This window comes from Brenneria salicis ATCC 15712 = DSM 30166 (assembly GCF_003315515.1).
Lineage (GTDB): Bacteria > Pseudomonadota > Gammaproteobacteria > Enterobacterales > Enterobacteriaceae > Brenneria > Brenneria salicis.
Genome location: NZ_QNRY01000004.1, coordinates 59,038 through 73,707 on the forward strand (window position 1 = coordinate 59,038; position 14,670 = coordinate 73,707).

Below are 14,670 nucleotides of genomic sequence, written 5' to 3' on the forward strand. Positions count from 1 at the left end.
TTCTCGCACGCAGGCGGCAAGTCTACTGCGCTGGTGAACATAGCCAATCAAGGCGCGTTTACCGCGCGCTGATGGCCGCCAGCCACTGGCGCTGGTACTGCCGGCGCCGGGTTTCCTGCCACTGTTCGCGGATTTGCGCCTGCGCTTTTGGCGTCTCGCCCGCGGGTCTAATGGCCTCACACCACAAAATATGCAGCCCCATTGTCGTTTCCACGCTGGGGCTGAATGTCCCCGCTTCCATAGAAAAAAGCATCGCGTCTAATTCCGGGTACAACATGCCGCGCTTTATCCACCCCAGTTTGCCGCCTTCCAGCGCTGTCGGGCATGCGGAAAAGCGCGTCGCCAGACGAGCGAAACGGCGGGGATCTATCTGCAACCGACGTTGCAGCGTCGCCATGCGTTCAGCGACGATGTCACGCGTCGAATCCGCCTGCTCATCGTCAATCACCAGCAGCAAATGGTGCGCCAGCCGTTTTTCCGGTTGCTGAAAACGGTGCCGGTGCTGCTGATACCAGGCTTCGACTTCACTGTCGCCGACCGGCGGCGTTTGCCCGGCGACGGCATCCAGCATGGCGGTTAGGGTCGCCTCATGCGCCAGCGCCTGACGCAGCCCCGCGTCATCAATCCCCGCCTGTTGCAACGCCGTCAGCCAGGCGGGTTCATCATCGAAAAAGGTGCGCAAAACATATTGCGCGCTGATCATGCCATTTTCATCCGCGCGGATGCCGCGTTGCGCCGCCTGTTCGCGGATAGCGTGTTCAAGTTGCCATTGCCGCGCCAGTTGAGCGGCGAACTGGCTCTGCTGCGCAGCCGTTTGCTGCCACGGCAGGCACTGATACAACGATAAGGAGAGTTTCAGGCGGGCATAGCGTTGCCACATGGCGAGCGTTTCGACATTACAAACGGTCATGATCGATCGCCTCCAGCGCATGTTCCGGCACCTGTAACAGCGTGCCGCCGAACAGAACGATGAATTGCATGGGCTGCATGTCGTGCTCCACCCCCATCACCTGCCCGACGTCGCCGGCCTGCACGCGGATATGGTGATCGGTAGTCAGGATCATCGCAGCGGAAACCCAGTCGCCGTATTGAAACGCGCCATCCACCCAAGGCGCACTCGCTGGGATCAACTCATTCTCACGACAACCGACGATGCGATCATCATCCATAAAATGAACCTGATAGATGATGTTATCCTGCAAAAACGTCCCCCACTCACGCACATAACCAATGGCGCCGCGCCGAACCAGCAACTCGCCACGCGTTTTATTGGGAAACGTGCCGTCATTACGCACGGACCTGATCACCCGCACCGCCTCGCCAAACGAAAACCGGGGATTCATGTCGCCTCTCCTTCATCCAGTAATAGCCAGGGGATGAAACAACGCACGGTACGTTGGTACACTTTCAGTTCCGAGCGTTGGCGCAATTCGCCGCCGACCACATGAAGATAGCTCTCCCGCAACATGGCCTGTACCTGTTGCAGCCGCCACTGCTGACGTTGTAGCGGCGTCAGCGCAGGCTCCTCGGCGGGATGGTATTGCCGCAAACGACGGCTAAACGCATGCAGGATATGCAGATGCCGCACCCGCACCTGCTGCGCATCGAACGGCACGGCGAAAAAACGCAAAAAGTCTTCGGCGCTTTCCAGTTGACTCACACCAGGCAATTCATCAAACCAGGTCATCATTCCTCCTCTTATCCGGCGGTCGGTATCGTTGAGATCAGGTTAAGCGCTGACGCCGGTCTTTCTGACAACCGCTGATAAAGATGACAAAGCTCGTCCGGCGTCGGACTGCGCTTATCGGTTTCCGCGAATGTCCGTAGCGCCTGTTGAATCAACGGGATTTGCGTATCGCTCACCACCAGGCCAAGTTGCGCAAACACCGCTTCCAGCGCCCGTCGCCCGGAGTGCTTGCCCAGCACCAGTTGATGCTGACGGCCCAGTATTTTCGGGTCGATGCTTTGGTAACTGACGACATCTTTCAGCAGGCTGGCGACATGCACCCCGGATTCATGGGTGAATACCCGTTCGCCGACCAGCGGCTGGCGACAAGGGATCGTTTCGCCGGCGGCGGCGGCCACCTGCTCGCAAAGCGCCGGTAATTGTCTGGCGTCAATGTGCGTCTCGCCCAGCCGCGTGTGAGACAATGCCAGCGCCACCTGTTCCAGCGCCGCGTTGCCCGCTCGCTCGCCCAGCCCTGACACGGTGGTGCTGACATGCGTCGCGCCAGCCCGCACCGCCGCCAGCGAATTTGCCGTCGCCATGCCAAAATCGTTATGGGCGTGGATTTCCAGTTCGCCAGACCAATAGCGCCGCAGTTGCTGAATTTGCTGCGTGACGGAGAACGGATCGAGCAACCCCAGCGTATCGGCAAAACGCATCCGTTGCGCTCCCGTCTTCTGGGCGACCTGCGCGACCGCCGCCAAATCCTCTTCGCTGGCGCGCGAGGCATCTTCGCCGCCGATACACACCTTCAGCCCCAGCGATAACGCCAACCGGGTGAGATCCCCCAGACGCCGCAGCATCTCCGGCCACGGCAAACCGAGCTTGTACTGCCGTAAACACGCGGAAACAGGCAGCGAGATATCCACCCAGTTCACGCCCAATCGCGCGGCTTGCCGAATATCGTCTTCATTCAGTCGGCACCAGACCATCAGGGTAACGTCCGGCAAGGTCTGGCGAATACGATAAATGCGCGCGCACTCCTCCGCGCCCATGGCCGGGGTGCCGACTTCCAGTTCCGGCACGCCCGCCCTGACCAGCGAGCACGCGATCGCCAGCTTTTCATCCACGCTGAACGCCACGCCGGGGCTTTGTTCGCCATCACGCAGCGTGGTGTCATTAATGACAATGGTTTGCATCAACACAACCTCCCTGATTAACCCCAGGCCGGGGTGAATACGGCGGGCTTATCCTGCTGCCAGTACGGAGACAGCGCCCGCAGCCGATCAATAACCGGCGGCAGTTGCGCCAGCACATAGTCGATTTCCCGCTCGCGCGTATAACGCGACAGTGAAAAGCGAATGCTGCCGTGGGCGGCGGTGTATGGGATGTCCATCGCCCGCATTACATGGGAGGGTTCCAGCGAACCGGAGGTGCAGGCGCTGCCGCTGGAGGCGGCGATACCCACCTGATTAAGCATCAGTAAAATGGCTTCGCCCTCGATAAACTCAAAGGCGATGTTAAGCGTATTCGGCGTGCGCGGTTGTTGCCCGCCCATCACACGCGTCCCGGCGATGGCGCACAGTCCGGCCTCCAGCCGATCACGCAGCGGCGCAATGCTGGCCGCCATCATCGGCAGATGCAGCGCAGCCAACTCACTGGCCATGCCCATGCCGACAATACCGGCGATATTCTCGGTTCCGGCCCGGCGGCCTCGCTCCTGATGCCCGCCGCGCAGCAACGGGCGAAAGCGAGTGCCGCGCCGTAGCCACAGACATCCGGCGCCTTTTGGTCCGTGAATTTTGTGCGCCGAGCAGGAGAGCATATCGATGCCTGAATCCGCGACGACGACCGGTACTTTGCCAATGGCCTGCACCGCATCACAGTGAAACAGAATGCCATGATCATGGGCGAGTTGCGCCATGCGTTCAATCGGGAACAGAACGCCGGTTTCGTTATTTGCCCACATGACCGTCACCAGCGCCACGCCGTCATGCAATAAGGCCTGATACGCCACCAGATCGAGCGCGCCTTGTTCGTTCACTCCCAATCGGTGAATTTTATAGCCCTGGCGTTCCAAATGTTCGCACACCGCCAGCGTTGCCGGGTGTTCCACGGCGCTGGTAATGATTTCGCGCCGGGTGGGAAACGCGGCCACCGCGGAGAGAATGGCGGTAGAGGTGGCTTCGGTCGCGCAGGAGGTAAAAATCACCTCGCTGTCGTAACGCGCCCCCAGCAGGCTGGCGACCTGCTCCCGCGCGCGCGCCAACGCCCGCCGACAAGGTTCGCCGAAGTCATGGATGGATGACGGATTGCCATAGTGATCCTGCAAAAATGGCAACATGGCTTCCAGCACCATCGGATCAATTCGGGTGGTGGCATTGTTATCCAGATAGATGGGTTTCATATGCGCATTCCTTATATATCGGAAGTCTGGAGAATGACGCCGGCGGAGGCGGGCGTATCCACCACCACTCGGATAAAATAGCCCAGCCGCTCCAGCAGTTTTTGCTGCAACCAGCCCAGCGTCATATCGGTCATCATGCAGCCATTGCAACTTCCTGACAGGGCGACCCGCACTTCGTTATCCGTCACCGCCAGCAAGGTGATATCGCCGCCATCCATTTGAATATGTGGCCGTAATCCGGCAATCACCTCTTCCACGACCAGCCACTGCGGGCTTTTCTCTTTTATGCCCACGACCGGCGGTTGGGTTGCGGTGGCGGTCAGGATCGTGCTTAGCGCCTGCTCGATTTTTTCATGGCAGGCGGTGCATCCGCCCCCCGCCTTGGTGTACTGGATCACTTCTTCCAGCGTCGTCAGTCCATTGGTCAATACCGCCCGCTTGATCTGCCCTTCATCAACGGCGAAACATTTACAGATTAAGGCGCCCTCTTCATGATCGTCATCCAACGTTTCGCCCCGGTAGTTGGCGATCGCCACCCGCAGCGCTTCCTGCCCCATGACGGAACAGTGCATTTTTTCCGGCGGCAGACCATCCAGATAATCGGCAATATCCTTGTTGGTGATTTGCGCCGCCTCTGCCAGCGTTTTACCGATAATCAGTTCAGTCAGCGCCGATGACGAGGCGATGGCGCTGCCGCAGCCAAAGGTCTGGAACCCGGCTTCCTGAATCACTTCGCTGACGGGTTCAACCCGCAACATCAGCCGCAGAGCATCACCACAACTGAGAGAACCGACATCGCCCACCGCATTGGCCTGCTCGACAACACGGGCGTTGCGCGGATTAAAGAAATGTTCTTTTACCTTCTCAGAATAATTCCACATGCTCTCTACTCCCGTTGATAAACAACTTATGATGTTGATACGGCGCATTCAGCACTGTCACACCGGCATCCCAAAGGCTGAAACTCGACCCAGATCCCCTGCGTATCCGAACTGATACGGGCCTGCGCCAACTGTTGCCAGTGCAGCGTTGATGCCAACAAGCGCAACCCGGCGATTTCGCGGCATTCATCATCGGGTAATAACTGAGGACGCCATACCATCCGCACCGACCAGCCCCGACAGGCATCGCCGCTGACCACCAGCGCCAGCCCTGCCGTGGGTTGTCCGCGCTGTTGCTGACGCAGGCGGAGTTGATTTAGCGTCACTGCATCGATATGGATCATGGTTTTGCTCCTGTGCTGTCATTTATCATTTTGCAAATGTGATACCAGTCACGAAAATGATTTTTATCAGCAAGATAGCGTCAAAAAAGCTTGTCACCCTGCGACATAAACCACAGTAATTGTCGGGTTTGTCGCACTGTCGACAAGGGGGATATTTCAGCTATTCCCGCTCATACCACCCGCTCTCCTGCATCATGACATTGAAGCGGTTGCGGTCTTTCTGCCGCGGGGATTTCCTGATGCGTCCGTCATCGCATAACGCTTGCGCATCCGCCAGCAGCATGGCGATCGGCGTATTCATCTGTACATTGACCGCACGTACCCCGATACCGAGCAACTGCCGGAAGGCCGTATCCCCGATAGCCGTGCAATACAAGGTGAAACACCCTTCCAACGCATTGATGCGACTGATGAGCTTATCTTCGTTATGCCCCTGATAGACCGTAAAATCGGCGACTTCCAGTAGTTGCACTTCATCGCCGCGCACGCCATAAATCGCCAGCCGGGGCGACGAGCCAAAATGCTGATCGACCACTCGCAGATCGACACTGGCGAACGCAATGCGAATCACCCAACTGTCGGCGGAGGGAACGGCTAATTGACGGGCTAAATGCTTCATGGTCTTGCCTCCATGAAGGGTTCCTGACCAGACGATAGTGAAAAGTCCTGTTTCAAGGGCGAGTGATACACCGGCATCTCATGGTGCGTCTGCCGCATGGCGTTCGCCAGTTCGAACAAGGTGTCGCGTATACCGCTGTATCCCTGCCGCAAACAACGAAACTCGCCGATACGGTCAAACAGCGGGAAACCAATGCGAATCAGCGGCAGATGGTATTTTTCCGCCAGCAGCGCGCCATGAGAATTCGCGCACAGCATATCCGCCGGTTGAATGCGCAGCTTATCTTCCACATCTTCCAGATCGCCGATCTGCACTTCCGCGACCGGCAACGACGACAACCCCGGTTGATTCGTCGGGGCGACCACAAACTGAGGCCGAATGCCCTGACTGATGGCAAAATCCAGCCAGGCCGCCAACAGATCGCCTTCCGCCGCGATAACCAGCCGTTTTTCCTGCAACCAGACATGGGTATCGATCATCGCATCCTGCAACTGTCCGCGCTGGCGCTCGATCCAGGCCGGGACTTCCCGTCCGGCGATCATTTGCAGATGCTGGATGAAGTTGTCGCATTGCTCCAGCGTCATCAGATGCGGCATCCAGAACGACGGCGTCTGACAGCGATTTTCCAGCAACCGCGCCGCCCGCTGGAGCGATACGCCGATGGCTATCGTGGACACGCTTTGTCCCATCTGTTCCAGTTCACGTACCGATGTCCCGCCCTGGGTGAGCGCCGAAAAATCCCCGTCGGCCAGATGTCCGTCCAGCGATCCGGCCAAATCCGGCAACATCACCGGTTGCAGGCCAAACGCTTCCACATAACTGCGGATTTGCTCATGATCCCCCGGCGTCAACATATGTCCCAGCAGCAGATTCACTCGCTTTTTGCGAATCCCTTTCGGCATCGTGGCTGGCACACACTGTTCAATTATGCTTTCCAGCACTGCGGCGTAACCATTTTCCATCGAGCCATAAAAATCCGGCGAATTGGCGGTCACTATCATCACCGACTGGTATTTGGGGTGTTCCCCCCGAAACTGCCGCAATGCCAACGCCAGATCGGTGCCCTGCGCTTCAGACAATCCGGTGCTTAATATCACGATAATGCGCGGATTATGGCGCTCACACAGTACCGACAGCGCCGTCAACACATTGTTATTCGAGCCCATAATGGTGGTAATGGGGTCCATCGCCGTGGTTTGCAGCGGGATAGGTTCATGGAAATGCTGGATAAAAAAGACTTTCGCAAAGGCGCTGCATCCCTGAGCGCCGTGCACCAGCGGAATACAGCCTTCCAGTCCCATACTGGCTAAAATGGCGCCCAGGGGTTGCCCGCTTTTAATCGGGCTGGTCGCCAGCGGTTTGACTGACTTGAGGATCTGAGCCATTGAATTTCTCCTTACTCAGTGTTGCCAGGGCGCCCGGCGACTGACCTGTGACCAGATAGGGCTTTCCAGCGTGAGACAAAGCTGACGGGCGAGCGCCACAATGCCCTGATATCCGGCAAAAGCGTGTTCTCGCTCCTGATTGATATCCAGAAACGGCAGGCGGGCTTTATAGGCGGTGTACATGTTGCGTCCGCCGGCAATCATGATGTCGGCGTTGTAGCGGTAGGCGGTATCCAGCAGCAGACGGGCATTGCCGTCATCCAGCATTATCGCGTCGTCGCCCATCAGTTCGCGAATGCGGAATTTGTCCTCTTCCGTCGATTTTTTCGTACCGGTGGCGACCACATCCAACCCCAGATCCTGCAACGCCGACACCACCGACCAGGATTTCACCCCGCCGGTGTACAGCAGCGCGCGTTTACCTTTCAGGCGCTGACGATAGGGCGCCAGCGCCTGATTCGCCGCCCGCTCCTCCAGTTGGATCAGCCGTTCCGCGCGCGCCTGCAAATCATCGTCCTTGAGCAGCCCAACCAGCGTGCGCAAGGAGGCGGACATTTCCCTGACGCCATAAAAGCTGCCCTCGAACCAGGGCGTGCCGTAGTGCAGTTCCAGATAGCGCGCGACGTTGATCAACGCCCGCGAGCACACCAGCATGTTGGCTTCGGCGCGGTGCAAGGTCTGAAGCTCGGCAAAGCGTGCATCGCCGGACAAAGTGCCCAACACGCGAATGCCCAGTTGATCCAGCAACGGCAGCACATGCCAGAACTCGCCCGCGATATTGAATTCACCAATCAGGCCGATGCTGTGGCCTTGCTCTGCGGGAATGGCGAACTCAGCCGGCCAGGGCGCGGGTTCCCGCTGACCGACCACCTTTTTCGCCATGATCTCGCCCGCGATGCGGTTACCCAGATTCTTGCTGCCGTAAAATCCGGCGGCGTCGATGGCGATGACCGGGACATGATTGACCTGTTCCGCCGCCCGGCACACCGCCTCAATATCATCCCCCTCCATCGCCGGCACGCAGGTGTTATAGATAAATACCGCCGCCGGGTTGTAGCGTTCGACAATGTGCCGGATCGCATGAAACAGACGGCGCTCGCCGTGTCCCATGATCACGTCCTGCTCACTCATATCGGTGGTAAAGCCCAATCGGTTAATCTGCGGCCCGGAACTGTGACTACCGCGGTTATCCCAGGAACTGCCCGCGCATCCGATGGGGCCGTGAACCAAATGCGCGACATCGGCTATCGGCAACAAGGTAATCTGCGCGCCGTCGAAAGCGCATCCGCCTGCCGCCGAACCAGGCTGGGGCGCGCTACAACCGGATTTCTGGCCGCCGTTATGATCGCAGGCGGGTTGATCCATTAACGCCACGATATCGCTATTTCTCATTACTCACCTCGGCACAGTTAGTATGACTCCGCAAGTCACGTTGCAATTGGCGCGCCATAGTCTATTCATTTGATTTTAAAAAAAATTTCATTGTAGCTTGTGCGACAAAGCCAACAATGATTGTCAGCACCTCTGGCTGGATGAGGGAAAACCGGCCAGCAAAATCATTGCGTGACGCCGCCTGCCGCAATGCGGCAAATATCAAAAACTTGTACTATGCTTTTGCTGTATAAAATAATGATTACACTATGTATTTTTAACATCCCATTAATTTTCAGGAATATGAATCATGAAAGTATGGAATAAAGTGCTGTTGGCTTCGCTGATCGGGTTAGCCCTCGCGGGCTGTGACGATGCATCCAAAGTGGATACGCAACTGGACAAAGCGAAGGATAACGCCGAGCAAATCAAAGAAGCCGCCGACAACAAAGCCGATCAACTCACTGATGCGGCCAAACAACAAGCCGATGCGCTGAAGAAAGCGGCGTCGACGCAAGTCGATCAACTGAAATCGGAAGCGGAAGCGATTAAAAAAGACGCCGAACAACGCGCCGGCACCCTGACGGATGAGGCCAAAGCGCAGGCGGGCGTCATCAAGGAGCAGGCCAAGCAACAGAGCGATCAGATTGTTGATCAGGCGAAGGATATCAAGGATCGCGCCATCAGCGGCGCGCAGACGCTTTCCGCCGACGCCCAGAAACAGACACAGGCGATCAAGGACAGCATGACTCAGGAAGCGCCGGCAGCGACGACGACGCCGGACGACACCCAGCCCGCGCCGATCACCGAAGCGGAACCGACGCCCGCCGCGCCCGTCAATCAATGATTACGCTTCATCATGATGAAGGCCGCCGAACCGACGGCCTTTTTTCTGGTCTGGCGCTGTATTACAGCCCAAACCGCCGCTGATGCAGCGGGTTGACTTTGCCCAGACGTTTCGCCAACCACGGCGGCATGTGTTCGTCGATCATGCCTTGTAGTGTTTGAAGCTGTTCATCAATGGTGGTGGCGGCAGGCACTTTGATCGGGTGGATATTATGCCGAATCACTTTCGCCGCCGCCGGGCCGCCGATCGATTCGCAAAACAACAAATGGCAATCCGTCAGCAGTTGTAACCGCCCTTCGTTGCCGTCTTCGCCCTCCTGTGGCTGATAACGACGCATCGCGCTCAGGAACGGCCCCTGTTTATCCCAGGCGTAAATAAAAAACAGACGGCACTGACCGAAATGGCCGTTTACCGTCAATCCGTTGCTGGATGCGAACGCCACCCGCAACTGCTGCCCGTGACAGCGCTCCGACTGTTCCGTCAGATGCGCGGGCAGATTGCCGTTCAGACAATCCATAATTTGCTGCCAGTGCGCCACGCTCAAGGCGGCTTTACCCAATGGCGCGTGGCGGGAAAGTTCATCCAGCGACAGTGACGACAGGCGTTCCAGCGTCAGCGCTTCATTACAAGTCGTTTCCAGCCATTTAATCAATGTGGCGGGGGTAATTTCCGGCAACAGTTGCGCCAACGCAAACAACCGCCAGAAAAGTAAATCATCCCGAGTCAGGCTCATGAGCGTCTCCGGTAGTGGTCGTGATAGAAAAGTGGTGGCCGATAATCAGCTTTCACATTTTTTCGCCCGTAACGTCACGGGAAATGCGGGTCTTGCCGTTAATGGCGCGACAAACCACGTCTGCCCGCCCTCCAGTTCAATCCGGCCACCCCAGTTGTCTGTCTGATCGAACTCAAGAAACGTGACTCTGGCTTCCAGATCCTTTTTGGCGATATAACAGTGCATGCCATCGGTAAGCTGGCGGAAAATAATATTGGCCATGCGTCCTCCTGTGAAGCGGGCAAGCCTTCCGGCAGGGTGATGCCGGAAGGCTTTCGCGTTAGCGGATCAGGTCATAACCGTAATCGGTTTTACCCAGCGCCATCGTGTCGCTGTCGAGTTTCTCCAGTATGGCGTTCACCAGCGTGGTCAACATGGTCATCGCGCCCTCATAGCCCCAGGTGGTCGCCCGGTGCAAGTGGTGACGATCGAAGATCGGGAACCCGATGCGGATCAGCGGAACCTCAAACTGCTCGCCCTTGGCTCTGGTATCACGCTGGATAAACTTGCCGTAAGAGTTGCCGATCATGAAATCCGGCTGACGCGTGAACATCAGCGAGCGGAAATGCCACAGATCACAGTTGATGAACACTTCGCTGTCGTTGCCATAGGGTGACGATTCCAGCAGTTTTTTCATGCCTTTCTGCCAGCGCTTGTTGCCGTTATGACAGAGGATCACCGCCGGTTCACAGCCTAGCTCCAGCAGGAAGCGCGTCAACCCCATCAGGAAATCGGGATCGCCATAAATGCCAAAGCGTTTGCCGTGCAGCCAGGTGTGGGAATCCAGCATCATGTCCACCAGTCGCCCGCGTTCGAGCGCCAGCGATTCGGGAATCGGTTTGCCGGTCAGTTGGCTGACGGTCATCAGAAAATCATCAGTGCCGGCCAGCCCCATCGGTACGCTGATCTCCGTTCCGGGCTGGCCCCAGTCCTCTTTCACCACTTTTTTGGTTTTGGTTAAATGCCAGGGCTGCAACAACAGCGTATCGATCGCGTTTGGCGCGTCGCGCATTTCATCCTGCGTCGTGCCGCCGGAATAGAGACGATAATGACCGTCTGCCGGGGTATCCAATATCTCCGACGGATCGGAAAGCAACGAACACGGCACCGCCATCTGCGCCATCATCCGCTTCATTACCCGGTAGTTGCCGAGATAGGTTTCAAAGCCCGTTACCAGGTTGATTTTGCCGTTGCTGCCGACCTGATAGTGTTCCGCGCTTTGAGTAAAGGTGCGGGCAAAGCCCTCAAACATATTGTCCCAGCCGGTAATGTGGCTGCCGATAAAGCTGGGGGTATGGGCGTAAGGCACCGGCGTGGACTCATCCACAAAGCCATCTTTCTTGGCGTTGCTGATGAAAGCCTGCAAGTCATCCCCGATCACTTCCGCCATGCAGGTGGTGGACACGGCAATCACTTCCGGCTTGTACAACGCGCTGGCGTTCTGCAACCCCTGATTCAGGTTGTTATTGCCGCCGAACACCGCCGCATCTTCCGTCATCGAATCAGATACGCAGGCCACCGGCTCTTTAAAATGACGGTTGAAATAGGTACGAAAATAGGCGACGCACCCCTGAGAACCGTGGACATAAGGCAACGTTTTCTCAAAGCCCAGCGAACACAGCACCGCGCCCAAAGGCTGGCAGGCTTTCGCCGGATCAATCGTCAGCGCTTCACGCTGAAAGTTCAGCGCCTCATATTCCGGCGTGGTGGTCCATTGAAAAACTTCCTGTACGCGCGCTTTGCTGTAAGACTCTTCCAACTCGCTTTTGCTGGCGAACAGCGCCTGATATTCCGGTTGTTCAAACAACGGATAACAGGGGGTGACTTTCTCAGTATTCTGGCTCATCGTATTACTCCTCCCGCGCCACAAATCGGTGAACTAACGGGATAAACGGGTCGTCAGGCCTCAGGCGGATTTCAGCCAGGGCGCATTCAGTTGTTTCCAACAGGGGTTATTCAGCGTCATATCCATATCGCGGGCGAAGATCGCAAAACCGTCGTAACCGTGATAAGGGCCGGAATAATCCCAGGAATGGATTTGTCTAAACGGCATCCCCATCTTCTGGAACACATATTTCTCTTTGATCCCCGACCCCACCAGATCCGGTTTCAGGCGTTTGACGAACTCTTCCAGTTCATAAGTGCTGAGGTCGTCAAACAACAACGTTCCCTGTTTCAACTCCGGCAAGGTGCGGTCATAGTCGTCGTTATGGGCAAATTCGTAACCAGCGGCCATGATCTCCATACCGAGATCTTCATAAGCGCCAATCACATGACGGGGACGTAAACCGCCGACGTACAACAGCACTTTTTTCCCTTCCAGACGCGGACGGTATTTGGCGATGACCGCCTCCGTCTGCGCCTGATAGCGGGCAATCACCGCTTCCGCGTTCGCCTGGATGGTGCTGTCGAACAGCGCGGCAATCTTGCGCAGCGACGCGGCGATCTGCGTCGGCCCGAAGAAGTTGTACTCCATCCACGGAATGCCGTACTTCTCCTCCATATGACGTGAGATATAATTCATCGAACGATAGCAATGCACCAGATTGAGTTTGACTTTGGGCGTGTTCTCCATTTCCACCAGCGTGCCGTCGCCCGACCATTGAGCGACCACCCGCAGTCCCATCTCTTCCAGCAGAATACGGGATGACCAGGCATCGCCGCCGATGTTGTAGTCACCAATAATGGCGACGTCATACGGCGTGGCGGCAAACGCCTGATCTTCACGGGCCGGCAGCACCCAATCGCGGATAACATCGTTGGCGATATGATGCCCCAGCGATTGCGATACGCCGCGAAAACCTTCGCAACGCACCGGCACCACCGGCTTGCCGATTTCCTCCTTCGCTGAACGCGCGACGGCTTCGATATCATCGCCAATCAACCCCACCGGGCATTCCGACTGCACGCTGATCCCTTTGCTCAGCGGAAACAGCAGTTCGAGTTCATCGATCAGTTTGCGCAGCTTTTTATCGCCGCCGAACACGATGTCCTTCTCCTGAAAATCGGAGGTGAAATTTAGGGTGCCGAAGCTATCGACGCCGCTGGTGCCGGTATAGTAGTTGCGGCGTCCTGCGCGAGAGTATTGTCCGCAGCCAATCGGCCCGTGCGAGATATGAACCATATCCTTGATCGGGCCGAACACCACCCCTTTGGAACCGGCATAGGCGCAACCGCGTACCGTCATGACCCCAGGCTGAGATTTGCGGTTGGACGTCATGCATTTCCCTACCGATTCCATCCCGGCTTCCACCGTCATGATGTGCTTGGCGCGCTCTTTGCGGGCTTTGTCGGGAAAGACTTCCAGCACTTCCTGAATCAGCGCCTGATTTTGTTGCGTAATGGTATCTGTCATGGCATGACTCCTCAGGCGGATGTGGCTTCTTCCGCCGCGGTTTTACCGATAATGGCTTCGTCTTCTTCATCCAGAATGCCGAATTCCATCAATAAAGCCTCCAGTTCATCCATGGTGACGGGCGTCGGCACCACCATCTTGGTGTTGTTGACGATCTTGTTGGCCAGAGTGCGATATTCATCAGCCTGCGCGCAGGTCGGATCGTATTCAATCACCGTCATACGGCGGATTTCGGCGCGCTGAACAATGTTGTCGCGCGGCACGAAGTGGATCATCTGCGTACCCAGCTTGTCGGCCAGCGCGATGATCAACTCATCCTCGCGATCGGTCTGACGCGAGTTGCAAATCAAACCGCCCAAACGAACCTTGCCGGATTTCGCGTATTTCACGATCCCTTTGCTGATATTGTTGGCCGCGTACATCGCCATCATTTCGCCGGAGCACACAATGTAGATTTCCTGTGCCTTGTTTTCCCGGATCGGCATGGCGAACCCGCCGCACACCACGTCACCCAGCACGTCATAAAATACGAAATCCAGATCGTCTTCATACGCGCCCTCTTCTTCCAGAAAGTTGATGGCGGTAATGACGCCGCGACCGGCGCAGCCAACGCCCGGCTCCGGCCCGCCCGACTCGGCGCAACGCACGCCGCCGTAGCCGATTTGCAGCACATCTTCCAACTCCAGATCTTCGACGGAGCCAACCTCGGCGGCCATCTCCATAATGGTGTTTTGCGCTTTGGCGTGCAGAATCAGGCGCGTTGAGTCGGCTTTCGGATCGCAGCCGATAATCATCACTTTCTTACCCAGTTCGGCGAGCGCCGCCACCAGATTCTGCGTGGTGGTGGATTTGCCGATCCCCCCTTTGCCATAAATTGCACACTGACGGATTGCCATCGTGTCTTCCTCTTTCACAGTGAATGTCCGGTTTATGTTGCAGGGGGCGTACCAGTCTCGAAAAACACGCTAAGCAAATGATTATTAAAAATAAAAAATAAGAGTTATTTTGGGTGGAGCGCACGAT

The 14,670-nt window shown here is 57.0% G+C and carries 16 protein-coding genes; 1 reads left to right on the forward strand and 15 read right to left on the reverse strand.

What is annotated here, in order from left to right; all coding sequences use genetic code 11:
• Positions 1–58: 58 nt before the first annotated feature.
• From nifM to nifE, 10 genes are all read right to left on the reverse strand, one after another.
• The gene (gene nifM, locus DES54_RS03370) at positions 59–910 is read right to left on the reverse strand and encodes a nitrogen fixation protein NifM (RefSeq protein WP_169050455.1); all 852 of its coding nucleotides are present in this window, start codon (positions 908–910) and stop codon (positions 59–61) included.
• Complete coding sequence (locus DES54_RS03375; RefSeq protein WP_113865206.1) at positions 897–1,343, reverse strand: nitrogen fixation protein NifZ; 447 nt, start codon at positions 1,341–1,343, stop codon at positions 897–899. Before DES54_RS03375 ends, nifM begins: the two co-directional genes overlap by 14 nt.
• Positions 1,340–1,687 carry a nitrogenase-stabilizing/protective protein NifW gene (locus DES54_RS03380; protein WP_169050456.1) on the reverse strand — a complete coding sequence of 116 codons (348 nt, stop codon included), beginning with the start codon at positions 1,685–1,687 and terminating at the stop codon, positions 1,340–1,342. The genes DES54_RS03375 and DES54_RS03380 overlap by 4 nt, the downstream gene beginning before the upstream one ends.
• A gap of 11 nt (positions 1,688–1,698) precedes the next feature.
• Positions 1,699–2,865: a homocitrate synthase gene (nifV, locus tag DES54_RS03385; protein WP_113865208.1), complete on the reverse strand. Its 1,167-nt coding sequence runs from the start codon at positions 2,863–2,865 to the stop codon at positions 1,699–1,701.
• 17 nt (positions 2,866–2,882) lie between these two features.
• A complete protein-coding gene (nifS, locus tag DES54_RS03390) occupies positions 2,883–4,073 on the reverse strand; it encodes a cysteine desulfurase NifS (RefSeq protein WP_113865209.1) in 1,191 nt (396 codons plus the stop codon).
• Positions 4,074–4,084: 11 nt separating this feature from the next.
• The gene (gene nifU, locus DES54_RS03395) at positions 4,085–4,954 is read right to left on the reverse strand and encodes a Fe-S cluster assembly protein NifU (RefSeq protein ID WP_113865210.1); all 870 of its coding nucleotides are present in this window, start codon (positions 4,952–4,954) and stop codon (positions 4,085–4,087) included.
• A gap of 26 nt (positions 4,955–4,980) precedes the next feature.
• A complete protein-coding gene (locus DES54_RS03400) occupies positions 4,981–5,298 on the reverse strand; it encodes a hypothetical protein (protein ID WP_113865211.1) in 318 nt (105 codons plus the stop codon).
• A 160-nt stretch (positions 5,299–5,458) separates the two neighbouring features.
• A complete protein-coding gene (locus tag DES54_RS03405; RefSeq protein WP_113865212.1) occupies positions 5,459–5,917 on the reverse strand; it encodes a NifB/NifX family molybdenum-iron cluster-binding protein in 459 nt (152 codons plus the stop codon).
• The gene (nifN, locus tag DES54_RS03410; RefSeq protein WP_113865213.1) at positions 5,914–7,302 is read right to left on the reverse strand and encodes a nitrogenase iron-molybdenum cofactor biosynthesis protein NifN; all 1,389 of its coding nucleotides are present in this window, start codon (positions 7,300–7,302) and stop codon (positions 5,914–5,916) included. The genes DES54_RS03405 and nifN overlap by 4 nt, the downstream gene beginning before the upstream one ends.
• Positions 7,303–7,317: 15 nt before the next feature.
• The gene (nifE, locus tag DES54_RS03415) at positions 7,318–8,694 is read right to left on the reverse strand and encodes a nitrogenase iron-molybdenum cofactor biosynthesis protein NifE (protein ID WP_113865214.1); all 1,377 of its coding nucleotides are present in this window, start codon (positions 8,692–8,694) and stop codon (positions 7,318–7,320) included.
• A gap of 289 nt (positions 8,695–8,983) precedes the next feature.
• Between nifE and DES54_RS03420 the strand changes: the two genes are divergently transcribed.
• Entirely contained in the window at positions 8,984–9,520 is a 537-nt protein-coding gene (locus DES54_RS03420) for an E3 ubiquitin--protein ligase (RefSeq protein ID WP_113865215.1), read from the forward strand.
• A 61-nt stretch (positions 9,521–9,581) separates the two neighbouring features.
• Here the strand turns inward: DES54_RS03420 and DES54_RS03425 are convergent, their stop codons facing one another.
• Genes DES54_RS03425 through nifH form a run of 5 tightly spaced genes read right to left on the reverse strand, consistent with a single transcriptional unit; the run spans position 9,582 to position 14,543 of the window.
• Complete coding sequence (locus DES54_RS03425) at positions 9,582–10,247, reverse strand: NifB/NifX family molybdenum-iron cluster-binding protein (protein WP_169050506.1); 666 nt, start codon at positions 10,245–10,247, stop codon at positions 9,582–9,584.
• 51 nt (positions 10,248–10,298) lie between these two features.
• Positions 10,299–10,514, reverse strand: a complete 216-nt coding sequence (gene nifT, locus DES54_RS03430) for a putative nitrogen fixation protein NifT (protein ID WP_113865217.1) — start codon at positions 10,512–10,514, stop codon at positions 10,299–10,301.
• 58 nt (positions 10,515–10,572) lie between these two features.
• Positions 10,573–12,138 carry a nitrogenase molybdenum-iron protein subunit beta gene (nifK, locus tag DES54_RS03435; protein WP_113865218.1) on the reverse strand — a complete coding sequence of 522 codons (1,566 nt, stop codon included), beginning with the start codon at positions 12,136–12,138 and terminating at the stop codon, positions 10,573–10,575.
• A gap of 60 nt (positions 12,139–12,198) precedes the next feature.
• The gene (nifD, locus tag DES54_RS03440; RefSeq protein ID WP_113865219.1) at positions 12,199–13,647 is read right to left on the reverse strand and encodes a nitrogenase molybdenum-iron protein alpha chain; all 1,449 of its coding nucleotides are present in this window, start codon (positions 13,645–13,647) and stop codon (positions 12,199–12,201) included.
• An 11-nt stretch (positions 13,648–13,658) separates the two neighbouring features.
• Positions 13,659–14,543, reverse strand: a complete 885-nt coding sequence (gene nifH, locus DES54_RS03445) for a nitrogenase iron protein (RefSeq protein WP_113865220.1) — start codon at positions 14,541–14,543, stop codon at positions 13,659–13,661.
• Positions 14,544–14,670 lie beyond the last annotated feature (127 nt).